The following is a 20,974-nucleotide window of genomic DNA, read 5'->3' on the forward strand; positions in this document are numbered from 1 at the left end:
GCCCTCGAGCCCCCCGCCCACGGCCCAGCCGCGCCCTCCCCAGCCCCAGCCTCAGGCCCGCCCTCCCCAGCCCCGGCCGCAGCCCCCGCGCAAGAACGTCCACGAGCAGCACGTCCGGGACGAGGAGGAGCAGGTCCGGCGCAAGCTGAGCGAGCTCGAGCGGCGGCTCAGCCAGGCCCAGGCCGACGTAGCACCCCGCCCCTCGAGGCCTGCCCCCCAGGAGCCCAAGCCCCAGCCCAAGCCGGCCAAGGCATCCGCGAAGCGGATGCCCTCCTTCGGCACCGACAACCGCGCCATTTTGAACGGGATCGTGTGGAGCGAAATTCTCAAGGAATCCAAAGGCCGCGCCTACCTCAACAAGCGCAACCCCCGGCTGCGCCCGAGGGTTACGCGGTAAAGGAGCCGTGAAACTTTGCCAGAAAGCACCAAGGAAGTCCTCATTCCCCTGCAATCCGCGCAAGAAGCCATGGCCCTCATGGGCCACAGCGACCGGAACCTGAAACACCTGCGCAAGCTGTTGAGCGCGCAAATTGTGGCCCGCGGCCACGAAATCCGCATCCAGGGCGACCCCGAGGAAGTGGAGCTGGGCGAGCGGGTCGTGCGCGACCTGCTCACGCTGCTGCGCCAGGGGGCCGAGATCGACCAGAACACGCTCGAGCAGGCCGTATCGCTGGCCCAGGGCGGCAGCACCCTCACCCAGACGACCACCCCGCAGGACATGGGCGAGATCCACCTGCCCGGCCGCCTCAAGCCCAAGACCGCCGGGCAGACCCGCTACGTCGAGGCCATCGCCCACAACGACATCACCTTCGGCATCGGCCCCGCTGGCACCGGCAAGACCTACCTCGCGGTGGCGCTGGCGGTGGCCTTCTTCAAGGCCAAGAAGGTCAAGCGCATCATCCTCACCCGCCCCGCGGTCGAGGCCGGGGAGAAGCTGGGCTTCTTGCCCGGCGACCTCCAGGCCAAGATCGACCCCTACCTGCGCCCGCTCTACGACGCGCTCTTCGACATGATCGACGCCGAGCGCTTCGAGCACTACCTGCAGTCGGGGGTGATCGAGGTGGCGCCGCTGGCCTTCATGCGCGGCCGCGCCCAGCCGGTTTACAGCAAGGTGCTCACCCCCCTGGGCTGGCGGGAGATCGGCAGCCTCGAGCCGGGCGACTGGGTGATCGGCTCGAACGGGAGGCCGACCCAGGTGCTCGGAGTCTACCCTCAGGGCAAAAAACCCGTCTTCCGCGTCACCTTGACCGACGGGGCCTCGACCCTGGCCTGCGCGGAGCACCTGTGGGCCGTGCGCACCCCTTCCGACAAGCGCCGGGGAAAACCCGCCCGGGTCCTGCAGACCCAAGAACTCCAGGCTAACCTCAAGGCTGCCCACCAGCACCGCTATGAGCTGCCCCTCGTGGCTCCGGTGGAGTTTCCCGCGCAGGATGTGCCGCTTGACCCGTACGCGCTGGGGCTACTGCTAGGGGACGGCTGTTTCACCGGGAAGACCACCCCGACCTTCGCCACGGCAGACCCTGAGCTGGCCCAGGCCCTGGGGGCCGCGCTCAGTCCCTTGGGTGTCACCCTGACCCACAAGTCGGGGCCCGACTACGTGCTCAACCACCGGGACGGGCGAAGGGGTGGGGTGATCGTCGCCAATCCCCTCACCCTGGCGCTGCGGGAGTTGGGCCTCGAGGGCACGTACTCCCACACCAAATTCGTGCCGGAGCGCTACCTGTTCAACAGCAGCGCCGTCCGGCTAGCCGTGCTGCAGGGTCTGCTCGACGCCGATGGCGGGCCGGTGACGCAACGGGGCCGCACCTGCCGGGTCCACTACACCACCACCTCCGAACGCCTGCGGGATGACGTGCTCTTCCTGGTGCGCTCGCTGGGCGGGGTGGCCCGCTGGCGAACCCGCAAGGCGGAGGGGCGTAAGCCGAGCAGCGCCAAGGGGCGGGAGATTGGCTACCGTAAGGATGCCTATATCCTCGACATCCGCTTGCCCGCAGGCATCACTCCCTTCCGCCTCGGCCGCAAGGCACGGGCTCACGCGCAGGAGGGAGGGGGACGCCCCATGCGCTTCGTTAAGGCGATCGAACCGGCGGGCGAGGCCCAGACCGTCTGCATCCGCGTGGCCGCACCCGATCACCTCTACGTGACCGAGGACTTCATCCTCACGCACAACACCCTCAACGACGCCTTCATCATCCTCGACGAGGCCCAGAACACCACCCCCGAGCAGATGAAGATGTTCCTGACCCGCATGGGCTTCAACTCGAGGGTCGTCATCACCGGCGACGTCACCCAGATCGACCTGCCCAAGGCCCAGAAGAGCGGGCTGATCGAGGCCATGCGCATCCTCAAGGACATCGAGGGCATCGCCATGATCTACTTCCGCGAGTCGGACGTGGTGCGCCACCCGCTCGTCGCCCGCATCGTCAAGGCCTACGAGTTCAGCCAGCACAGCCCGGGCGGCGAGACTTCCTGAAGCGCGCGATGCCCCAGATCGACCTGATCGCCCAGACCAAGGTGCCCAGGGGCCTGCGCCCCCGCCTGCGCAAGGCGTTGGGGCGGCTGATGCAGGAGCTGGGCTACGGCGAGCACGCCCTCACCGTCGTGCTCACCGACGACGCCGAGATCCGCGCGCTCAAGAAGCAGCACTGGGGCGAGGACGCCCCCACCGACGTGCTCTCCTTCCCCACCTTCGAGCCCGGCGACCCCTTCGTGCCCCCGCACCTGGGGGACATTATCATTAGCCTGGACACCGCCGCGCGGCAGGCCCGAGAACAGGGGCACGGCCTCGAGGACGAAGTGCTCATCCTGGCAGCCCACTCCCTGTGGCACCTGCTGGGCAACGACCACACCACGGAGACCGAATGGGCTGGGTTCCACCGCGTCCAGGCACAGATCCTCGAGCTCTGAGGGGCCTGCGGGCCTCCTTCGCCTTCGCCTTCGCGGGCCTGCGCTACGCCTGGAAGAGCCAGCGCAACTTCCGCCTGGAGTGCATCGCGGGGGGCGCGGCCCTGGGCCTGTCGCTGTGGCTGGGGGTGGGCCTGGTCGAGGTGCTGTTCTTGATCCTGGTGGTGCTGGCCCTCGAGCTGCTCAACACCGCGCTCGAGGCCGTCGTGGACCTGGCCTCCCCCACCTTCCACCCCATGGCCAAAGCGGCCAAGGACACCGCGGCGGCGGCCGTGCTGGTCTCGAGCGTGCTCTCGGCGGCCATCGGGGCGGTGCTGTTCGTTCCTCCCCTGCTGCGGCGGCTGGGATTGGCGTCCTGATCGCGACGAAAGCGGCCCGGGCCCGCGCCCAACGCTTACCGCACGTTGCGATCGCTCCAGGGCAAATGTGGCCCTGTTTCTGTCGGGGCGCTTCAGGGGGTGTGTTAGAATCACAACTGTTAGGTTATGGATAACCCTTCCAGTCGTAGGGCTGTCGCCGCCTTCCCCCCTGCACAATCCGCTTCGTTCCGCAGGACCCGAGCCGTGCCGTGTGTTCCAACGCAGGGGAACGCCCCTGCGCCAATGCCCTATTCCCCATTGCTCCACCCCCATGTGGCCTGCTCAGCCCTAAAACCGAGCGCCCTATGGAAATCCTGATCGTCGTGATCCTGACCCTCTTCAACGGGGTCTTCGCCATGTCGGAGTTGGCGCTGGTTTCCGCCCGCAAGGCGCGCCTGCAGCAGCAAGCAGAGGACGGCAACCTCGGGGCCAAGGCGGCCCTCGAGCTCCTGGAGCACCCCAGCCGCCTGCTCTCGACGGTGCAGGTGGGCATCACCGTGATCGGGACCGTGGCCGGGGCCTACGGCGGCAGCACCATCGCCAAGAAGTACCTCGAGCCCGCCGTGGCGCAGGTGCCGGTGCTGGCGCCGTACAAGCAGGAGGTCGCCTTCGCGCTGGTGGTGCTGCTGATCAGCTACCTCTCGCTGGTGCTGGGCGAGCTGGTGCCCAAGCGCCTGGCGATGCGCAACCCCGAGCGCATCTCGACCATCGTGGCCTACCCCATGCAGTTCGTGGCGATGGTCAGCAAGCCGCTGGTGTGGCTGCTGACGGCCTCCACCGAGGCCGTGCTGCGCGTCTTCGGGATCCGCGGCGCCTCGGAGTCGACGGTCACCGAAGAGGAGATCAAGGTGCTCATCGACGAGGGCACCAAGGCCGGGGTCTTCGAGGAGGCCGAGCAGGAGATCGTCACCAGCGCCTTAGACCTCGCCGACCGGCAGGCGGTCTCGTTCATGACCCCCCGCCACGACATCGTGTGGATCGACCTCGAGGAGCCCATCGAGGTCATCCAGCGACTCATCATGGACAACCCCCACGCCCGCTTCCCGGTGGCCGAGGGCGACCTCGACAAGGTGGTGGGGATCATCCGGGCCCGGGACCTGCTCGACCGCGACTTCAGCAAGGAGACCATCCGCGCGCGCATGCAGAAGCCGCTGGTGGTGCCCGACGGCTTCAGCGGCCTGGAGCTGCTCGAGCAGTTCAAGCGCGAGCGAACCCACATGGCGCTGGTGGTCGATGAGTACGGCAACCTGCAGGGCCTGGTGACCCTGCACGACATCCTCGAGGCCATCGTCGGCGACCTGCCCGGCAGCGACGACAACGAAGAAGAGCCCTGGGTCGTGGCCCGCGAGGACGGCAGCTACCTCCTCGACGGCGCCCTGCCGGTGGAGGAGCTCAAAAAGCTCTTCGACCTCGACGAGCTGCCCGAGGAGGACGAGTACCGCACCCTGGGCGGCTTCGTGGTCAACCGCCTCGAGCACATCCCCAAGGCCGGGGAGCACTTCACCTGGCACCACCTGCGCTTCGAGGTGGTGGACATGGACCTCAACCGCGTCGACAAGGTGCTCGTCCTGCCCCAGCAGCCCGAAGAAACCCCGCCCATGCCCGAACCCACCGAATAATGGACACCATCCCCGACCAACTCCGCGCCCTGCTGCAAAAAGCCTACGCCCCCTACTCGCGCTACCCGGTGGCGGCCATCATCCGCACGCCCAACGGGCGGCTGTTCTTCGGGGTCAACGTGGAGAACGCCGCCTACCCCATGTCCCGCTGCGCCGAGCAGGTCGCGGTGGGCGCGATGGTGGCGGGGGGCGAGCGCCGCATCGCCGAGGTCTGGGTGATGGGGCTCAACGCCCCCACCCCCTGCGGCGGCTGCCGCCAGGTGCTCAGCGAGTTCGCCGGGCCCGAGGTGGCGGTGCACTGCCTGGCCCAGGACGGCCAGGAACAGGTCTACCGCATGGCCGACCTGCTCCCCTTCGCCTTCCGCCCGGAGGACCTCGCCGAAGCGACCAAAACGGCTGACGGCCCGTAGCCCCCTCCGGCACGGCGGCCCGCTCGCGTTCGCGCGGGGGCGGGCGACGCGAAAATTTGAGGAGAGGCTCGCGGCCTCTCCCCTTCCTTTCCAGCACGCTAACGCAGAACTCCCTCGAGCACCTGCCGCACGTCCCGCTCCCAGATGCCGGGGATGCGGGCCTTGAGGTCGGCTTGCACCTGCACGCTGCCCAGGCCGGGGAAGCCGCTCAGGCGCACCGCGGCGTCGCTGCGCTCGCGGGCGCCGGGGGGTAGGCGCATGCTCAGGCTGACCTCGGCCACCCGGCTCCCCCCGATGAGCACGCGCACGGGCCCCTCGAGGCTGAAGCCGATGGGGTTGGGGTTGAAGACCTCGAGCCCGACGCGCAGGCTGCCGCCCTCGAGCCGCAGGTCGACTAAGCGGAGGGTGGGGAGCTGGAAGTTGAGGCTCACCTGCACGTTGCGGTCGATGAAGGTGAGCGGGCCCAGCGGCACGGTGACGGGCCCCACCGCCACCCGCACCTCGCCCGTGAGGCGGAAGCGGGTGGGCTGCCCGCTGACCAGCACGCCCAGCGAACGCGCCCCTTCGACCACCGGCACCCGCAGGCGGGCTACCGTCTCGCGGCTTCCGCCCGCTGGGAGGTCGACGGCGCCCAGGGTCAGGGCGAAGCCCGCCCCCGCCAGCTCGGCGGTGAGGGTGCTGTCGAGGACCGGCAGCGCGACGGCGTTGGGGTTGGTGAGCCTGAGGCGCAGGTCGAAGTCGGCGCTGCCCGCGAAGGGGTCGAGGCGCAGCAGGCGGAACTCGAGCAGCTCGATGTCGGGCGGCTGCGGGCGCACGACCTGCGGGACACAGCTCACCAGCAGCAGCAACAGGGCGATCAGCGGCCAGGCTCTCTTGGTCATCGGGATCCTCCAAGACTTCTCGCAGAAGTCGCTGATGGTCGACAGCCGATAGCCGGTATCGGCGTCAGGCACGGCAGTTCAAGGTGACTCGCAGAAGCACCCGCGAGAGGCCTAAGGAATCAGTCGCCCGTCACCAGCCACCCCTCGGCCTTGAGGTTTTCCAGAATTCCCTTGAACACCGGCCACAAGGGGCTCTCGGCGGGGTAGGGCGGGCGGGGGTAACCGGCGGGCAGGCCCAGGTAGCGCATGGCCTGCTTGAGCAGCACGAAGCCCCCCTGCCCCAGCACGCGGGCCAGGGGCTCGAGGCGGGTCTGCATCAGGTTGGCGGTCGCCATGTTGCCCGAGCGCCAGGCCTCCTCGAGCTGGCGGAAGGCCAGGGGCGCGAGGTTGGCCGCGGCCAGGATGCCGCCGCTGGCCCCCAGCGCCAAAGCGCCCAGGAAGGTGGGGGCGTGGCCGGTGAAGTACTCGAGGTCGAGGCTTTGCGACTGGTAGAAGGCCAGGCGGGCCATCTCGCCGCTGGAGTCCTTGAGCCCGCTGATGTTGGGGTGGCGGCTGAGGTTGGCGACGACGGGCAGGGGCATGTCGGCCTTGGTGTTCTGCGGCACGTGGTAGAGCCAGACCTGGGTGCCGCTGTCGGCCAGGGTGCTGAAGTAGGCCTCGAGCCCCTCGTTGCCCAGGTTGGCCGTGTAGTAGCGCGGCGGCGTGACCAGCACCGCCCGGGGCCGCACGACCTGGGCCTGCTCGAGGGCTTCGAGGCCCTGAACCAGCGTCTCCTCCATCAGCCCGACCAGCGGGGGCTTCCGGGGGCTCTGCACCGAGAGGCCCTTCTCCCGCTCGGCACGGGTCAGGTGGACCCCCTCGCCGTTGGAGCCGTAGAAGAGGATGCCGTCGACGTGGGGCTCGAGGAGCTGCGCCAGGTCGCGGAAAGCCTGGGCATCGAGGTTGCCTTGCCGGTCGAAAGGGGTGGGTATGGGGGGATAGATCACAGAACACCTCGGCGTGGACGGGCCAACAGCCACATCACCAGATGAAGAATTACCACGGCCGCGACCCCGTAAAGGGCCACGGCACGGCCCTCGAGGTACAGCCACAGGCAGTACAGGCCGAACCCGGCCAGCAGCACGCCCCAGCCCTGGCTGTAGAGGGGGCTGCCCGGGAAGAAGAGCTGCACCCCGTAGCGCCAGTTGGGGTAGTCGCCCGCGCCGCGGGGGCGGGGCAGGAAGAAGCTCAGCAGGGTGTGGAGCAGCAGCAGCAACAGCAGGACGCCGCTGACCCAGCCCACCACCGGGTTGTCCACGATGCGGACGTTGCTCCAGGTGCGCAGGAAGTCGCGGCGCAGGTCCTCGAGCCCCGCCTGGGTCACCGCCATCCACATCGAGCGCAGGGTGGGCACCCCCTCGCGCGGCACGCCCGCGTCGCGGTAGGCCTGCGACCAGGGGTCGCCCCCGATCCCCAGCACGTCCTGGGCGGCGGGGTACTGCGGCGCGGCCCAGAAGGCCTGGCTGAGGGACTTGGGGTCGTTGCGGCCCAAGAGGGCGGCGGGCCAGTCCGCGGCGACCCGGTAGAGGCGCTGGGACTCGGCCGGGTCGCTGTAGGCCAGGGCGTAGGCCAGCAGGCCGCGGGTCGCGGGGACGTCGGTGAGGCCGCGGAGGAGGTTCTGCGCGGCCTCGGAGCGGAGGGTGCCGCGGGTGAGCGCGTCGTCGGCCAGCAGGGCTTCGGTGCGGCGGGCGAAGCCGTACACCAGCACCACCCCGGCCAGCAACAGCAGCAGCACCAGCAACACGCCACGCTCGGGGAAGGAGGCGTAGGCCAGCGCCGTGTGGCGCAGGCGCAGCAAGGGGTTGCGGAACCACCCCGCCAGCCAGCCCCCTACCGAGGCCAGGTTGCGCCGCTGGGCGGGCAGGTAGGCGAGCATCAGGTACAGCGCGACCAGCACGAACAGCCCGCCGACCACCCCGGCCAGGGCCAGGACCGAGCTCGAGCGCACCGGGGCCTCCCACGACTGCAGCGTGCGCAGGGCGGCGCGGTAGCGCAGGGCCAGGTCGGGGCGTCCCTGGTTCTCCAGCCAGGCGGCCTGCTGGAAAAGGGCCTGCCGCCCGCCCGGGACCTGCGGCAGGTACGCCAGCAGCGTGTCCGACCACATCAGGCTGGCCTCGATGCCCTGGGCGCGGGCGGCGCGCATCTGCTCGAGCCAGGGGCCAACCCACAGCATCACGCCCGGGCCCCAGGGCAGCTCGGGCCGGTGCCCCCGGCGCAGGAGGTCGCGGCCGAAGGCCCGGAGGTCCTGGGCGGTGAGCCGCTGCGGGGGCTGGGCGAGGTAGTGCCAGTAGGGCCGGGTCTCGGCGGGGCTCTGGTCCAGGGCGCGGCTGCCGGAGGCCTCCAGCGCCTGGTCGAGGTCACGGATCACCTGCAGGCTCTGCCAGCGGCCTTCGTAGGGCAGACCCTGCAGCGCGTCGAGTTTTAGCCTGCGCCCGCCCTCGAGCTGCACGGTGGGCACCGCGTCGCCGGGTGCTGGGGCCTCGAAGGCCTGCACCTCGGCGGGGGGGTAGTAGCGGTTGGAGATCCGCGGGTTGCTCAGGTCGACCTCGAGCACCAGCGGCCCGCGGAAGAGGTAGGCCCTGCTGCCCACCACCAGCGGCTCGCTCCAGTCGCCGGGCAGCGGGAGCCGCGAGTTGCCCACCTGCAGGCCGCCGTCGGCCAGCCGGGGGGCCTGGCTCTGGGCCTGGACGGTGCTGCTGGCCTCGAGGGTGCGGTCGGGCAGGGCCAGCCGGAACTGGTAGGTCCCCGCCACCTTCGGGGTGTAGGAGAGCTTGAAGGCCCCTTTGGCGGCCTCCACCGGGATGGACTCGGTGCCGGCGGGCGAGGTGACCTGCAGGGTGTAGGTGCCGTCGGGCAGGCTCTCCCCCGAGATCTCCAGGGCGCTACCGGTCCGGCCCTCCGGAGGGGCGCTGAGGGTCTGGGCCAGGGCGAAGGAGACGGCGAAGAGCAGCACCAGGACGAGCCATCGCTGGAGCGTGGGCGCTCGAGGGGCTCGAGCACGGCACGGCTCAGGCCGCAGGCGTTGGGAGCGCATCGGCATGCGGCTATTGTATCGGTATCCCCTTCCTCCGGCACCCCAGGGGGTCTTCATGTCCGGCCTCTTCGGCCACAAGCCTCCCCTTCCGCGCTATAATCGTTGGTTAGTGCCAGCCCCAGATGGCTTGAGGCTGGTGGTGCTTTTTTGCCGTGGCCGGGCCCTGAGCCCGCCGTCCCCGAAGGCACCTCTGGAGGAGCGATGACCAAGAAACCCGTATACATGACCGCTGAGGGCGTCAAGCGGCTTGAAGAAGAACTCGCCCACCGCAAGACCACCAAACTCGCCCAGATCGCCGACGAGATGGGTGCTGCCATCGCCGAGGGCGACCTGCGCGAGAACGCCGGATACGACGAGGCCCGCCGCGCCATGTGGGACAACAACAGCCGCATCGCCGAGATCGAGGACATCCTCAGCCGCGTGGTGGTGGTCGAGGCCGGCAACGGCACGCCCAAGGAGATCGGCGTGGGCGTGACGGTGGAGCTCGAGACCGAGACCGGCCAGCGCATGAGCCTCACCATCGTCGGCAGCGCCGAGGCCGACGTGTTCAGCGGCAAGATCTCCGACGAGTCGCCCATGGGCAAGGCCCTGATGGGCAAGAAGGCCGGCGACCACGTGGAGATCCCCGGGCGCAAGGGGGCCCAGGTGTACCGGGTGCTCGAGCTGAAGTACGCCTGATGTCGATGGTCGATAGTCGATAGCTAATAGCCAATAGCCAAAGACATAGGGGCGGGTTCTCGTGCCCGCCCCTACCGCGTTTCGCGTTCGGCGTTTGGCCATCGGCGTTGGGCGTTCGACGTTTAGCGTTCCGTATCCCGCGTCAGCCGATCGTGAAAGTGCTGTGCTTGGCCTTGAACTCCGGCTCCACGTGCACCGTGAGCCGGGCGCCGGGCAGGAGCTGGCGCAGGGTTTCTTCCAGGCGGTCGCAGATGTCGTGGGCCTCGGCGACCGACATCTCTCCGGGCACCACCAGGTGGAGCTCGGCGAAGGTGCTGGGCCCGGCGCGGCGGGTCTTGAGGTCGTGGATCTCGATGACCTTGTCCTCCAGCACCAGCCCCTGCACGGCCTGGTGGAGGGCGAAGCGGATCTGCTCGAGCTCCTCGGGCTTGAGGCTCTCGTCCATCAGGCCGCCCACCGAGTCGCGCACCAGCCGCCAGCCCACCCACAGGATGTTGGCGGCCACCAGGATCGCCAGCAGCGGGTCGAGCAGCCAGAAGCCGGTGAGCCAGGCCAGCCCGATGCCCAGCAGCACGCCCAGCGAGGTCACCACGTCGCTGAGCACGTGCTGCCCGTCGGCCACGAGGGCCGGGGAGCGCACCGCGCGGCCGCTGCGGATGAGGAAGGCGGCGAGCGTGAGGTTGAGGCCGGAGGCCAGCATCGAGATGAGCAGGCCCATCCCCACGGTCTGGGGGGGCGTGGGCGCGAAGAGGCGCGGCCAGGCCTCGCGCACGATGGTGAAGGCGGCGAGCACGATCAGGACGCCCTCGAGCACCGCCGAGAAGTACTCGGCCTTGCTGTGCCCGTAGGGGTGGTTCTCGTCGGCGGGGCGGCGGGAGATGCGGATGGCCCACACCGCCGCCAGGGCCGCCACGATGTTGACGATGGACTCGAGCGCGTCCGAGAGCAGGGCCACCGAGCCGGTGAAGGCGTAGGCGGTCCACTTCAGGCCGAAGACCGCGCAGCCTACCGCCAAGCTCAGGTAGGCTGCCCGCAGCGGTTGCATCACTCGACCTCAGCGGGGAGGGCCTCTTCTTCCACCGGCCCCGCCTTGCGGGGCTTGAGCAGCGGGAACAGCAGCACGTCGCGGATGCTGGGCTGGTCGGTGAGCAGCATGGCGAAGCGGTCGATGCCCAGCCCCATGCCGCCTGCCGGGGGCATGCCGTACTCGAGCGCCAGCAGGAAGTCCTCGTCGGGCTCGGGGATCTCCTCGTCGCCCGCGGCGCGCTGCTCGAGCTGGCGCATGAAGCGCTCGCGCTGGTCGATGGCGTCGTTGAGCTCGGAGTAGATGGGCGCGATCTCGAAGCCGGCGACGAAGAGGTCGCAGCGCTCGGTGAGGCCGGGGCGGGTGCGGTGCTTCTTGACCAGCGGGCTGATCGCCAGCGGCACGTCCATCACGAAGGTGGGGTTGACGAGCGTGGGCTCGACATAGACCCCGAAGAGCTTGTCCAAAAGGCCGTAGTCGGGGGTCTTGCGCAGCTCGGGGTGGCGGGCGTCGGTCCAGGAGCGCAGGCGGGCGAGGTCGGTGGGGTCGAAGTCGAGGCCGGCCTTCTCCTTCAGCGAGCCCACGAAGTCGACGCGGGCGAAGGGGCGCGCGAAGTCGATCTCGAGCTCGCCGTAGCGCACCCGGGTGGTGCCCTTGACCGCGACCACCACCGAGTGCACGAGCTCCTCGACGAGCGCGCTCATGTCGTTGTAGTCGGCGTAGGCCCAGTAGGCCTCGAGCATGGTGAACTCGGGGTTGTGCTTGGGGCTGATGCCCTCGTTGCGGTAGTTGCGCCCGATCTCGAAGACCTTCTCGAAGCCGCCCACCAACAGGCGCTTGAGGTGCAGCTCGAGGGCGATGCGCAGGTTGAACTCGTGGCCCAGGGCGTTGTGGTAGGTCTTGAAGGGGCGGGCCTCGGTGCCCCCCGCCACCTCGTGCAGGGTGGGGCCTTCGACCTCGAGGAAGCCCCGCTCCTCGAAGAAGCGCCGGATGAGCCGCACGACCTGGCTGCGGGTGCGGAAGACCTCGCGCACCTCGGGGTTCTGGATGAGGTCGAGGTAGCGCTGGCGGTAGCGCACCTCCACGTCCTTGATGCCGTGCCACTTGTCGGGCAGGGGGTGCAGCGCCTTGACCAGGGGCGTCCAGCGGCGCACCTTGACGGTGATCTCGCCGGTCTTGGTGGTGAACACGTGCCCCTCGACGCCCACGATGTCGCCCACGTCGAGCTTCTTGAGGAGTTCGAAGCGCTCGGTGTCGTTCTTGGAGAAGTAGAGCTGGATGCGGCCCGAGCCGTCCTGGACGTGGGCGAAGGCCACCTTACCCATGTCGCGCAGGGTCATGAGCCGCCCCGCCACCTTCACCTGCTCCTCGGGCCACTCCTGCTGCGGCTCGGCCCCCGCGTGGGCGGCGCGGATCTGGGCGGCGTCGTGGGTCTTTTCGAAGCGGTAGGGGAAGGGCTCGAACCCGGCCTCGGCCAGGGCCTCGAGGTTGCGCAAGCGCTGCTGGGTCTGTTCGTTCCACTCAGGCATAGTTCCTCACAAAAGCAAACGCCAAACGCTCCCGATTCTACTCGGTTTCCGCGTTCGGCGTCGGCGAAGGTCTGGGTCGGGTCGCTGGTTCAAGCCTCCACGGAAACGATCTTGAACTCGCGTTTACCCTTGGGGGTGTCCAGCAGCAGCTTCTCGCCCTTCTTGCGGCCCAGCAGGGCCTTGCCCATGGGCGACTCGTCGGAGATCTTCATGGGCACCTCGAGCACGGTGGCCTCGGCGGGCGAGACCACCCGCACCTGCATCTTGCCGCCGTGGTCGTCCTCGAGGTTGACCACCGCGCCCAGCGTCACCAGGTCGGTCTTGCTGGCCGACTCCTCCAGGATGGCCGCGCGCGAGAGGGTGTCCTCGAGGGTGTCGATGCGGGCTTCGATGCGGGCCTTCTCGCGCTTGGCGTCCTCGAGGCCCGAGTCGTCGTAGTCGTCGGAGGATTCCATCAGCTCCTGCAGGATGCGGGTGGCCTCGCTGAGGCGTTCACGCTCTTGCTCGAGCTCCTTGAGCAGGCGCTGGTATCCGTCACGGGTAAGCTGTACTTCACGCGGCATTGGGTTCTCCTCGTTCACTCGTCTGGGCGCGGGGCCCGTGGTGCTGACTACTTAAGCGAAGCCCCGGCCAAAGCCTGGGGCTGGAATCAAGAGGGATTTGTCAATCCCTAACCGCCCTAGATTATACTCCGGCGCAGCAACTCCCTCAATCGGCGTGGCTCGGCCAGCCCGTTGCACTGGGCGGTGTCGCGGCAGAGGGTGACGTAGCGCCAGCGCCGCCCCGACGGCCCCACGCTGAAGCGGAAGAACTGCACCGAGGCCCGCGACATCTGGCGCAAGCAGGCCTCGCACAGCACCGGAGCCGTGGAGGGGGTGGCCTCGAGCGGCTCGAGCACCATCTCCAACGGCTCCTCGGCGATGTGAACCTTGCCTTCCCTGTCGCGGTAGTAAAGCACCTCACCGGGCGGGAGCAAATCCGGGTCTGTTCCGGGGAACAACTCCAGGATGAGCTCCCGCTCATCGAAGCTCGGTTCGCTCATAGTTCAGCCAAGCATACCCCATTCCGTAGAGATTTGCCGGATCAGCTCACCATTCGCCCTCCCCTGCCCGAAACTTTCTGGAGACAGAGCATCCTGCGGGGCCGGCGGGCGGCGGAGGGCCTGGGGCGCGTAGACTGGGCCGACCATGAAGCGACTGGCCCTCCCCCTGCTCCTGGCGCTGCTCGGCTGTTCGGCCCCGCCCGGCTCCAACCCCTACGCCACCGACAAGGTGCTGGTCATCGCCCATCAGGGCGGGGAGGGGCTGTGGCCCAGCAACACGATGTACGCCTTCGAGCGCGCGGTGCGGATGGGCGTGGACATGCTCGAGCTCGACGTCCACCTGAGCCGCGACGGGCACCTGGTGGTCATCCACGACGACACCGTGGACCGCACCACCAACGGTAAAGGAAAGGTCAAGGAGCTCACCCTGGCCGAGCTCAAGGCCCTGGACGCGGGCTGGTACTGGCCCCAGCGCTCCAAAGAGACCGACCCCCACCCCTTCCGCGGGCAGGGCATCACCATCCCCACGCTCGAGGAGGTCTTGCGCGCCTTCCCCGGCTTCCCCATGACCATCGAGATGAAGGCCGACGGCCTGGCCGAGCCCTTCTGCGCCCTGCTGCGCCAGCACCGGATGACCGGCAGGGTGATCGTGGCGAGCTTCCGCGACAGCGCCATGCAGGACTTCCGCGAAGCCTGCCCCGAGGTGACCACCAGCCTCACCGAGAGCGAGATCCGGCCCCTGGTGATGCTCAACCTCTTCCTGCTGGGCGACTTCTACACCCCGCCCGCCGGCGGCACCGTGCTGCAGATCCCCACCGCCGCCGGGGGCTTCGACCTCACCAACCCCCTGCTGATCAGCGTGATCCGGCGCAAGGGCCTGGCGGTGCAGTACTGGACCATCAACGAGCTCGAGGAGATGCAGCGCCTGATTAAAGCCGGGGCCCACGGCATCATCACCGACCGGCCCGACCTGCTCCTGCAGGCGCTAGGCCGGCAGTAGCGGGCTCCGTACGGGGACGCCCGCGGCCAGCCGCGCCGCCAGGCGGCCCAGGATGGCCCCCACCACGTTCCCCGTCCCGCTGTACGCCCCGACCGCCCACACGCCGGGGCGGACCTCCTCGAGCACGGGCCAGCCGCTCTCGGTATAGCCCACCGAGGCGGCCCAGCGGTGGGTGACCTCGGCCCGCACGCCCAGGTGCTCGCGCAGGAAGCGCTCGAGCCGCTGCTGCACCGCCTCGCCCGGCTCCGCCGCGTGGGTCCACTCCCCTTCCCCGCCCTGGTCGCGGAAGCCGCCCAGCGCGACGCGGCCGTCGGGGAGCTGCTGCCAGTACTCGTAGCCCCAGCGGTAGTAGACCGGGCGCGGGAAGCGCACCTCGGGCGCGGGGGCCGTCGCCAGCATCTGCAGGCGGGCGGTGCGGACCCGCCCGGCGAGCTCGGGGAACAGGGCCTCCAGCCGCCCGTCCACCGCCACGATCACCCGCTTGCAATGAACGGTCCCGCCGGGGGTGCGCACGGCCCGGCCGCTGATCTCCAGCGCCGGAGTCTGCTCGAACAACGTCGCACCTTGGCCTAGCAGGCCCCGGGCCAGCAGGCGGCAGCGCAGCAGGGGGTTGAAGGCCCCGTCGGAGGGGATCAGGATGCCCCGCCCCTCCGGCCCCTCGTAGGGCTCGGCGGGGAAGCCGTCGGCCCGCAGGGCCTCGAGGTGCTCGAGGCAGTCGCGGTACTCCTCGGCGTCGGCGGCGATGCGCAGGCTCCCCACCCGCCGGATGGCCTCGGGGGTCTCCCGGCACATGCGCTCGAGCTGCTCGAGGGTGGCCTGGTAGATGGCCTTCGCCCGCTCCCGCCCCGCCTGGGCCACGGTCTCGTGGTAGAACTTGGCGAGCCCGGCCAGCAGGAAGCCGCCGTTGCGCCCGGCCGCGCCCCCGGCCACCGGGCCCGCGTCGAGGCCGACCACGCGCCGGCCCAGCTCCAGCAGTTCCCCCACCGCCGACAGGCCCGAGCCGCCGAGCCCCACCACGCAGACGTCGGCCTCGAGGTCGCCCTCCAGCGCGGGCAGCCCCGGCCACTTCGAGTCGTCCCAAACCGGCACGTTCATAACGGATCTCCTAGGGTTTCGCGGAAGAACTCGAGCACCCGCGCCTCGATCTGGGGCAGGTGCGTCTCGTTGATGAAGTGGTCGCCCTCGGGGATGACCCAGAGCTCGCTGGGCACGTCCACCTCGAGCAGCGCGGCGTGCAGGGCCTCGGCCTGCGAGAGGGGCACCTGCGCGTCGCGGGCCCCGTGCACGATGAGAAACGGGGCCGACAGCGGCGAGACCCGGCACACTGGGCTGGCCTGGGCGGCGAGGTGCGCGACCTCCCCGGCCCTCGCGCCCAGCAGGCGGCTCACCAGGCCCTGGGGGTCCTGCAACTCTGCCCGCCACCCGGGGTCGAAGAAGTCGGCCGGCCCGCAGACGTCCACCACGGCCTGCACCTCGCCCAAGGCCCCCAGCAGCGCGGCCAGGTGCGCCCCCGCCGAGATGCCCCACACCCCCACGCGCCCGGGGTCCACGCCCCACCGCGCGGCGTGGGCCCGGACCCAGGCCACGGCGGCCCGGGCGTCCTCGAGCTGCGCCGGGAAGGGCGCTTCGTGGCTGTAGCGGTAGTTGCTGCTGAAGGTCACGTAGCCGGCTCGGGCCAGGAAGGCGTTGATCTCGGGGTACTTGCCGAACACGTGCCAGCCCCCGCCGTGCAGGAAGAGGATGGCGGGGACAGGCCGCGCCGCGCGGTGTGTGGGCCTGAGCACGTCGATCAGGTGGGCCCGCCCGGCCTGCTCGCCGTAGGGCAGGTCGGGGATGAGCTCGAGGCCGGGCGGCGGGGTGAAGGGCATAGCCGTCTAGAACCTACCAAAAAAAAGCGGGCCGGGGACCTAGGTCCCCGGCCGTGTGGTGGAGGTGGAGGGATTTGAACCCCCGACCTTCGCCTTGCAAAGGCGCTGCTCTCCCGCTGAGCTACACCCCCGAAAGGGTCGAACGCCTAACGCCAAACGCTAAACGCCTGACCGGTTTGGAAGTATAGCAGCCCTTCCCCACTTCCGCAAAGTGCCCGCTTCACCTATAATCGGCCAGGTGTGCCGACGGCGGCACGGGGCAGGGAGAGGTCCCCGCGCCAGGGCCAAGGCCGCAAATTCAACTCTGCTCCAACCTCTCCCGCACGGAGGCTTATGCCCTTCAACATCAGCATCAAGGAACTGCTGGAAGCCGGGGTCCACTTCGGTCACGAGACCAAGCGCTGGAACCCCAAGATGAAGCGTTACATCTACGCCGAGCGCAACGGCATCTTCATCATCGACCTGCAAAAGACGATGGTGGAGATCGAGCGCACCTTCAGCTACGTGCAGGACCTCGCCATGCGCGGGGGCACCATCCTGTTCGTGGGCACCAAGAAGCAGGCCCAGGAGATCGTGGCCCTGGAAGCCGACCGCTGCGGGATGCCCTACGTCAACGTGCGCTGGCTGGGCGGGATGCTCACCAACTACAAGACCATCGCCAGCCGGGTCAACCGCCTGGCCGAGCTCGAGGAGCTTTTCGCCTCCGAGGAGATCAACGAGCGGGTCAAGACCGAGCAGGTGCGCCTGAAGCACGAGCTCGACCGCCTGCAGAAGTACCTGGGCGGCTTCCGCCACCTCAAGCGCCTGCCCGACGCGCTCTTCGTCATCGACCCCTCCAAGGAGACCATCGCCGTCAAGGAGGCCCGCAAGCTGGGCATCCCCATCGTCGCGCTGGCCGACACCGACTCCGACCCCGACCTCGTCGACTACATCATCCCCGGCAACGACGACGCCATCCGCGCCATCCAGCTCATCCTCTCCCGCGTCACCGACCTCATCGTGGAGACCCGCGGCGGCGGCCGTCCTGCTGCCCCGGCCCCCGTGCCCGCCGAGGCCGAGGAGGCTTCGGGCGAGGAAGCCCAGGCCTGATCCGGTCGGGAGCCGGGCGCCGAGGGCTCGAAGCTGAAGACCCTTGGCGCCCGACCCCCGGCCCCTGACATTTGAAGGATGCGTATGAGCCAACTCGAGCAGATCAAGAAACTACGCGAGCAGACCGGCGCGGGCATGAGCGACGTGAAGAAGGCCCTGGAAGACGCCGGCTGGGACATGGAGAAGGCCACCACCCTGCTGCGCGAGCGTGGGGCGCTCAAAGCCGCCAAGAAGGCCGACCGCGAGGCGCGCGACGGCATCATCGGCTACTACATCCACCACAACCAACGGGTGGGGGTCATCGTCGAGCTCAACTCCGAGACCGACTTCGTGGCGCGCAACGAGGAGTTCCAGGCCCTCGCCAAGGACATCGCCATGCACATCGCCATGGCCAACCCCCGCTACGTCAGCGTGGAGCAGGTCCCGGCCGAAGACCTCGAGAAGGAGAAGCAGATCTACCTCACCCAGCTCCTCAACGAGGGCAAGCCCCAGCACATCGCCGAGAAGGCCGCCGAGGGCCGCATGAAGAAGTTCTACGAGGAGATGGTGCTCCTCGAGCAGCCCTTCGTCAAGGACGAAAAGGTCAAGGTGGGCGAGCTCGTCCAGGCCGCCATCGCCAAGATCGGGGAGAACATCGTGGTCCGGCGCTTCAGCCGCTTCGAGGTAGGAGCTTAAGCGATGCCCGGGGTCGAGGGTCGAGCTTCGAAGGCTCGATCCTCGATTTTCTTTGGCGCTTCGAGACTTTAGGGTATGAAATACAAACGCGTACTGCTCAAGCTCTCGGGTGAGTTCCTCACCGGCGACGGCTTCGGGATCCAGCCCGAAGCCACCAAGACCCTGGCGCAGGAAGTCGCCAAGGCCCACGCGCTGGGGACCCAGCTCGCCATCGTGGTGGGCGGGGGCAACCTCTGGCGCGGGGCGCGGCAGGGGGTGGGGATGGACCGGGCCACCGCCGACTACATCGGCATGCTGGGCACCATCATGAACGCCCTGGCCCTGCAGGACGCCCTCGAGTACCTGGGCGTGCCCACCCGGGTGCAGACCGCCCTCACCATCCAGCAGGTCGCCGAGCCCTACATCCGCCGGCGGGCGCTGCGCCACCTGGAGAAAGGCCGGGTGGTGATCTTCGGCGGGGGCACCGGCAACCCCTTCGTCACCACCGACACCGCCGCCGCGCTGCGCGGCCTGGAGATGAACGTCGACGCGGTGCTGATGGCGAAGAACAAGGTGGACGGCGTCTACGACGACGACCCCCGCAAGAACCCCCAGGCCACGAAGTACGACACCCTCACCTTCCACGACGCGCTGGTCAAGGGCCTGCAGGTCATGGACGGCACCGCCATGACGCTGTGCCAGGAGCAGAACCTCTCCATCATCGTCTTCGACATGTTCAAGGAGGGGAGCCTCGAGGGCGTGATCCGGGGCGAGCCCATCGGCACGCTGGTGCATAAGTAGCCGGCCCCGCCGGACGCCCGACCGGGAAGACCGCCGCCCGGCCGCCAAGCCCTGCGTCCCGTGCGTGAGGGATACGATAAGCTAGAGGATATCGGCCGTTGCTTTACCAGGAGGCGTTATGCTGAAAGACGTTTACGCTGAAGCCAGAAATCACATGCAGAAAGCACTCGAGGCGCTCGAGCACCACCTGAGCGGGATGCGCTCGGGCCGGGCCAACCCCGCGCTCCTCAACAACATCAAGGTCGAGTACTACGGCTCGCTCATGCCCCTCAACCAAGTCGGGACCGTCTCCGCCCCCGACGCCCGCACCCTGGTCATCCAGGCCTGGGACCCCCAGGCCCTCAAGGAGATCGAGAAGGCCATCCGCGACTCCGACCTGGGGCTCAACCCCAACAACAAGGGCGACTCGATCTTCATCGTCATCCCCCCGCTCACCGAGGAGCGCCGCCGGGACTTAGTCAAGTCGGTCAAGCACTTCGGCGAGGAGGCCAAGGTCGCCATGCGCAACGCCCGCCGCGAGGCGCTGGACAAGATCAAGAAGATGGAGAAGGACAAGCAGATCTCCGAGGACGACCTCAAGCGCGCCGAGGCCGAAGTGCAGAAGATCACCGACGAGTTCGTGCACAAGGCCGACTCGGCGGTGCAGAAGAAGGAGCACGAGATCCTGGGCAGCTAGCCTGCCCGCAGGCCGGGCGCCAGCCGGAGGCACCGCCCGGCGCCCGGCCCTGACCGACCCGTATGGAAAAGCCTACCCAGCAGGAGCAGGCTCGAGCCAAAAGCTCGAGCGACTCGCTGGCTACCCGCTTCGTCTCCTCCATCATCGGCTTCGCCCTGCTGCTGTTCATCATGTGGGTGGGCTTGCCGCTGATCCTTCCCGTGCTCATCGGGATCCTGTGGCTGGCCACCGCCGAGCTGCGCGACATGCTGCGCCTGCGGGGCATCGAGCTCAACATGCAGTTCCTGCGCTGGGGCGGGGTGGTGATGCTGCTGTTCTCGCTGCCGCAGTTGCACCACATCTACCCCGGCATCCCCTGGCGGGAGGTCGCGCTGGGGCTGGTGCTCATCGGCGCCTTCAGCTACGAGCTGCTCTACGGCGCCAACATCCCCCGCTTCGCCTTCAGCCTGATGGCCTTCCTCTACGTGCCGTTCATGCTGGGCTATCTGGTGCTGCTGCGCTACACCCCCGACGCCGTGCAGGGCTTCTGGACCCTGCTGCTCCCCCTGTTCGCCAGCTTCAGCACCGACGTGGGCGCCTACTTCGTGGGCAAATACTTCGGCAAGCGCAAGCTCGCCCCCAGCATCAGCCCCGGCAAGACCGTCGAAGGCTCCATCGGCGGCATGGTGGCCGGCTTCCTGGGGGTGCTGCTCATCGCCGCCCTGGCCAACGCCGCCGTCCCCTTCCGCTGGGTCGAACTGCTGGCCGTCAGCCTCCTCCTCTCCCTCTCCGCCCAGCTCGGCGACCTCACCGAGTCCATGCTCAAGCGCTACTGCGGCGTCAAAGACTCCGGCGCCTTCCTCCCCGGCCACGGCGGCCTCCTCGACCGCATGGACAGCCTGCTCTTCAGCGTGCCGCTGACGTATTTCCTGTTGCGGATTTTCGTGGGGTAGGTTGGAAGAATGTCGATAGTCGATAGCTGATAGCCAAACGCCTTGTTGGGATAAATCATCCACTTGGGTTGTGTCCAGCCCGTAGGCCAACTACAGCCCCACTCCCCAGGGGACACCCGCTCAACCTGTGAGCCCGTCCCCGGCCGTGGATCCGCGGCTCACGCGGGAGGGGGTGGGCGGGGTGGCGCAGACGGGCAGGCCGCCGGGTCAAGGTGCGGCCCGCACCCCCGCACACGCGGGCACTGAGGCCCGGCGGCACGTCCGCGAGGGGGTGGCCGTAGGCCATACCGGCTCTGCCGGTAACCTGGAGTCCCTCGGAGGGTGAGAGGGGGAGCAGGTTTCCGGCGCATGCCGGGTCGCGTACCGCGATGCCCTCGCCACGTGGAATGGCCTCCCCCTACACCCTCCGACGGCGGAGCGATCCCCGCCAAACCA

General features: G+C 69.0%; 20 protein-coding genes, 1 tRNA gene and 4 pseudogenes. 15 read left to right on the forward strand and 10 right to left on the reverse strand.

All coding sequences use genetic code 11. The features are described 5' to 3' along the window. The 8 genes and pseudogenes from MEICH_RS29405 to cdd all read left to right on the forward strand — a co-directional run. Positions 1-397, forward strand: a pseudogene (locus MEICH_RS29405) (hypothetical protein); the annotation flags it as partial. Positions 398-466: 69 nt separating this feature from the next. Then, positions 467-1,090 (forward strand): annotated as a pseudogene (locus MEICH_RS30595) (PhoH family protein); the annotation flags it as partial. Further along, positions 1,079-1,915 (forward strand): annotated as a pseudogene (locus tag MEICH_RS30600) (LAGLIDADG family homing endonuclease); the annotation flags it as partial. The pseudogenes MEICH_RS30595 and MEICH_RS30600, both read left to right, overlap by 12 nt. 255 nt (positions 1,916-2,170) lie before the next feature. Continuing rightward, positions 2,171-2,473 (forward strand): annotated as a pseudogene (locus tag MEICH_RS30605) (PhoH family protein); the annotation flags it as partial. Positions 2,474-2,481: 8 nt separating this feature from the next. Next, positions 2,482-2,907 (forward strand): rRNA maturation RNase YbeY, encoded by a 426-nt coding sequence (gene ybeY / locus MEICH_RS0114185; protein ID WP_027893192.1) that lies wholly within the window; start codon positions 2,482-2,484, stop codon positions 2,905-2,907. Further along, a complete protein-coding gene (locus MEICH_RS0114190) occupies positions 2,862-3,263 on the forward strand; it encodes a diacylglycerol kinase (protein ID WP_027893193.1) in 402 nt (133 codons plus the stop codon). Before ybeY ends, MEICH_RS0114190 begins: the two co-directional genes overlap by 46 nt. Positions 3,264-3,568: 305 nt before the next feature. Next, positions 3,569-4,882, forward strand: coding sequence for a hemolysin family protein (locus tag MEICH_RS25145; RefSeq protein ID WP_036218575.1), 1,314 nt, complete (start codon positions 3,569-3,571; stop codon positions 4,880-4,882). Further along, positions 4,882-5,292 carry a cytidine deaminase gene (gene cdd, locus MEICH_RS0114200; RefSeq protein WP_027893194.1) on the forward strand — a complete coding sequence of 137 codons (411 nt, stop codon included), beginning with the start codon at positions 4,882-4,884 and terminating at the stop codon, positions 5,290-5,292. The genes MEICH_RS25145 and cdd overlap by 1 nt, the downstream gene beginning before the upstream one ends. A 98-nt stretch (positions 5,293-5,390) precedes the next feature. On the opposite strand, the gene MEICH_RS0114205 is transcribed toward cdd, so the two are convergent. The 3 genes from MEICH_RS0114205 to MEICH_RS0114215 form a co-directional block, all read right to left on the reverse strand. After that, positions 5,391-6,173, reverse strand: coding sequence for an LEA/WHy family protein (locus MEICH_RS0114205; protein WP_027893195.1), 783 nt, complete (start codon positions 6,171-6,173; stop codon positions 5,391-5,393). A 119-nt stretch (positions 6,174-6,292) separates the two neighbouring features. Further along, entirely contained in the window at positions 6,293-7,159 is an 867-nt protein-coding gene (locus MEICH_RS0114210; protein ID WP_027893196.1) for a dihydrodipicolinate synthase family protein, read from the reverse strand. Further along, positions 7,156-9,252, reverse strand: coding sequence for a hypothetical protein (locus MEICH_RS0114215; RefSeq protein ID WP_245587653.1), 2,097 nt, complete (start codon positions 9,250-9,252; stop codon positions 7,156-7,158). Before MEICH_RS0114215 ends, MEICH_RS0114210 begins: the two co-directional genes overlap by 4 nt. Positions 9,253-9,447: 195 nt before the next feature. On the opposite strand from MEICH_RS0114215, the gene MEICH_RS0114220 reads away from it, so the two are divergent. Continuing rightward, positions 9,448-9,924, forward strand: coding sequence for a transcription elongation factor GreA (locus MEICH_RS0114220; protein ID WP_027893198.1), 477 nt, complete (start codon positions 9,448-9,450; stop codon positions 9,922-9,924). 142 nt (positions 9,925-10,066) lie between these two features. Here MEICH_RS0114220 and MEICH_RS0114225 read toward each other — a convergent pair whose 3' ends face one another. From MEICH_RS0114225 to MEICH_RS0114240, 4 genes are all read right to left on the reverse strand, one after another. Beyond that, positions 10,067-10,969: a cation diffusion facilitator family transporter gene (locus MEICH_RS0114225; protein ID WP_027893199.1), complete on the reverse strand. Its 903-nt coding sequence runs from the start codon at positions 10,967-10,969 to the stop codon at positions 10,067-10,069. Beyond that, on the reverse strand, positions 10,969-12,477 hold the full coding sequence (lysS, locus tag MEICH_RS0114230; protein WP_027893200.1) for a lysine--tRNA ligase: 1,509 nt from the start codon (positions 12,475-12,477) through the stop codon (positions 10,969-10,971). Before lysS ends, MEICH_RS0114225 begins: the two co-directional genes overlap by 1 nt. 89 nt (positions 12,478-12,566) lie before the next feature. Next, positions 12,567-13,040 carry a GreA/GreB family elongation factor gene (locus MEICH_RS0114235; protein ID WP_027893201.1) on the reverse strand — a complete coding sequence of 158 codons (474 nt, stop codon included), beginning with the start codon at positions 13,038-13,040 and terminating at the stop codon, positions 12,567-12,569. 116 nt (positions 13,041-13,156) lie between these two features. Then, the gene (locus MEICH_RS0114240; RefSeq protein WP_027893202.1) at positions 13,157-13,519 is read right to left on the reverse strand and encodes a hypothetical protein; all 363 of its coding nucleotides are present in this window, start codon (positions 13,517-13,519) and stop codon (positions 13,157-13,159) included. A gap of 145 nt (positions 13,520-13,664) precedes the next feature. On the opposite strand from MEICH_RS0114240, the gene MEICH_RS0114245 reads away from it, so the two are divergent. Continuing rightward, complete coding sequence (locus tag MEICH_RS0114245) at positions 13,665-14,519, forward strand: glycerophosphodiester phosphodiesterase family protein (protein WP_027893203.1); 855 nt, start codon at positions 13,665-13,667, stop codon at positions 14,517-14,519. Here the strand turns inward: MEICH_RS0114245 and MEICH_RS0114250 are convergent. The 3 genes from MEICH_RS0114250 to MEICH_RS0114260 all read right to left on the reverse strand — a co-directional run bounded on the left by MEICH_RS0114250 (position 14,505) and on the right by MEICH_RS0114260 (position 16,518). Continuing rightward, complete coding sequence (locus MEICH_RS0114250; RefSeq protein ID WP_027893204.1) at positions 14,505-15,614, reverse strand: NAD(P)/FAD-dependent oxidoreductase; 1,110 nt, start codon at positions 15,612-15,614, stop codon at positions 14,505-14,507. The two genes, MEICH_RS0114245 and MEICH_RS0114250, sit on opposite strands and share 15 nt — an antisense overlap. Further along, positions 15,611-16,387, reverse strand: coding sequence for an alpha/beta hydrolase fold domain-containing protein (locus tag MEICH_RS0114255; RefSeq protein ID WP_027893205.1), 777 nt, complete (start codon positions 16,385-16,387; stop codon positions 15,611-15,613). Before MEICH_RS0114255 ends, MEICH_RS0114250 begins: the two co-directional genes overlap by 4 nt. Positions 16,388-16,443: 56 nt before the next feature. After that, positions 16,444-16,518, reverse strand: a tRNA-Ala gene (locus tag MEICH_RS0114260). A gap of 202 nt (positions 16,519-16,720) precedes the next feature. Here MEICH_RS0114260 and rpsB point away from each other — a divergent pair. From rpsB to MEICH_RS0114285, 5 genes are all read left to right on the forward strand, one after another. Beyond that, entirely contained in the window at positions 16,721-17,476 is a 756-nt protein-coding gene (rpsB, locus tag MEICH_RS0114265) for a 30S ribosomal protein S2 (protein ID WP_027893206.1), read from the forward strand. Between the two features lie 84 nt (positions 17,477-17,560). Next, positions 17,561-18,151 carry a translation elongation factor Ts gene (gene tsf, locus MEICH_RS0114270; protein ID WP_027893207.1) on the forward strand — a complete coding sequence of 197 codons (591 nt, stop codon included), beginning with the start codon at positions 17,561-17,563 and terminating at the stop codon, positions 18,149-18,151. A 75-nt stretch (positions 18,152-18,226) separates the two neighbouring features. Further along, positions 18,227-18,931: a UMP kinase gene (pyrH, locus tag MEICH_RS0114275; RefSeq protein ID WP_027893208.1), complete on the forward strand. Its 705-nt coding sequence runs from the start codon at positions 18,227-18,229 to the stop codon at positions 18,929-18,931. A 118-nt stretch (positions 18,932-19,049) separates the two neighbouring features. Next, complete coding sequence (gene frr, locus MEICH_RS0114280; RefSeq protein ID WP_027893209.1) at positions 19,050-19,607, forward strand: ribosome recycling factor; 558 nt, start codon at positions 19,050-19,052, stop codon at positions 19,605-19,607. Between the two features lie 62 nt (positions 19,608-19,669). Next, positions 19,670-20,539, forward strand: a complete 870-nt coding sequence (locus MEICH_RS0114285; protein WP_051304171.1) for a phosphatidate cytidylyltransferase — start codon at positions 19,670-19,672, stop codon at positions 20,537-20,539. Positions 20,540-20,974: the final 435 nt, after the last annotated feature.

It is taken from the genome of Calidithermus chliarophilus DSM 9957 (genome assembly GCF_000430045.1).
In the GTDB taxonomy this organism is placed as follows: Bacteria; Deinococcota; Deinococci; order Deinococcales; family Thermaceae; genus Calidithermus; species Calidithermus chliarophilus.

Coding starts and splice junctions, on each gene's coding strand:
- MEICH_RS0114285 (WP_051304171.1), top strand. CDS start 19,670: ATGGAAAAGCCTACCCAGCAGGAGCAGGCTCGAGCCAAAAGCTCGAGC.
- MEICH_RS0114250 (WP_027893204.1), bottom strand. CDS start 15,614: ATGAACGTGCCGGTTTGGGACGACTCGAAGTGGCCGGGGCTGCCCGCG.
- MEICH_RS0114205 (WP_027893195.1), bottom strand. CDS start 6,173: ATGACCAAGAGAGCCTGGCCGCTGATCGCCCTGTTGCTGCTGCTGGTG.
- MEICH_RS0114245 (WP_027893203.1), top strand. CDS start 13,665: ATGAAGCGACTGGCCCTCCCCCTGCTCCTGGCGCTGCTCGGCTGTTCG.
- rpsB (WP_027893206.1), top strand. CDS start 16,721: ATGCCCTTCAACATCAGCATCAAGGAACTGCTGGAAGCCGGGGTCCAC.
- MEICH_RS0114190 (WP_027893193.1), top strand. CDS start 2,862: ATGGGCTGGGTTCCACCGCGTCCAGGCACAGATCCTCGAGCTCTGAGG.
- MEICH_RS0114255 (WP_027893205.1), bottom strand. CDS start 16,387: ATGCCCTTCACCCCGCCGCCCGGCCTCGAGCTCATCCCCGACCTGCCC.
- MEICH_RS0114240 (WP_027893202.1), bottom strand. CDS start 13,519: ATGAGCGAACCGAGCTTCGATGAGCGGGAGCTCATCCTGGAGTTGTTC.
- MEICH_RS0114215 (WP_245587653.1), bottom strand. CDS start 9,252: ATGCCGATGCGCTCCCAACGCCTGCGGCCTGAGCCGTGCCGTGCTCGA.
- MEICH_RS25145 (WP_036218575.1), top strand. CDS start 3,569: ATGGAAATCCTGATCGTCGTGATCCTGACCCTCTTCAACGGGGTCTTC.
- tsf (WP_027893207.1), top strand. CDS start 17,561: ATGAGCCAACTCGAGCAGATCAAGAAACTACGCGAGCAGACCGGCGCG.
- frr (WP_027893209.1), top strand. CDS start 19,050: ATGCTGAAAGACGTTTACGCTGAAGCCAGAAATCACATGCAGAAAGCA.
- MEICH_RS0114220 (WP_027893198.1), top strand. CDS start 9,448: ATGACCAAGAAACCCGTATACATGACCGCTGAGGGCGTCAAGCGGCTT.
- cdd (WP_027893194.1), top strand. CDS start 4,882: ATGGACACCATCCCCGACCAACTCCGCGCCCTGCTGCAAAAAGCCTAC.
- MEICH_RS0114235 (WP_027893201.1), bottom strand. CDS start 13,040: ATGCCGCGTGAAGTACAGCTTACCCGTGACGGATACCAGCGCCTGCTC.
- ybeY (WP_027893192.1), top strand. CDS start 2,482: ATGCCCCAGATCGACCTGATCGCCCAGACCAAGGTGCCCAGGGGCCTG.
- lysS (WP_027893200.1), bottom strand. CDS start 12,477: ATGCCTGAGTGGAACGAACAGACCCAGCAGCGCTTGCGCAACCTCGAG.
- pyrH (WP_027893208.1), top strand. CDS start 18,227: ATGAAATACAAACGCGTACTGCTCAAGCTCTCGGGTGAGTTCCTCACC.
- MEICH_RS0114225 (WP_027893199.1), bottom strand. CDS start 10,969: ATGCAACCGCTGCGGGCAGCCTACCTGAGCTTGGCGGTAGGCTGCGCG.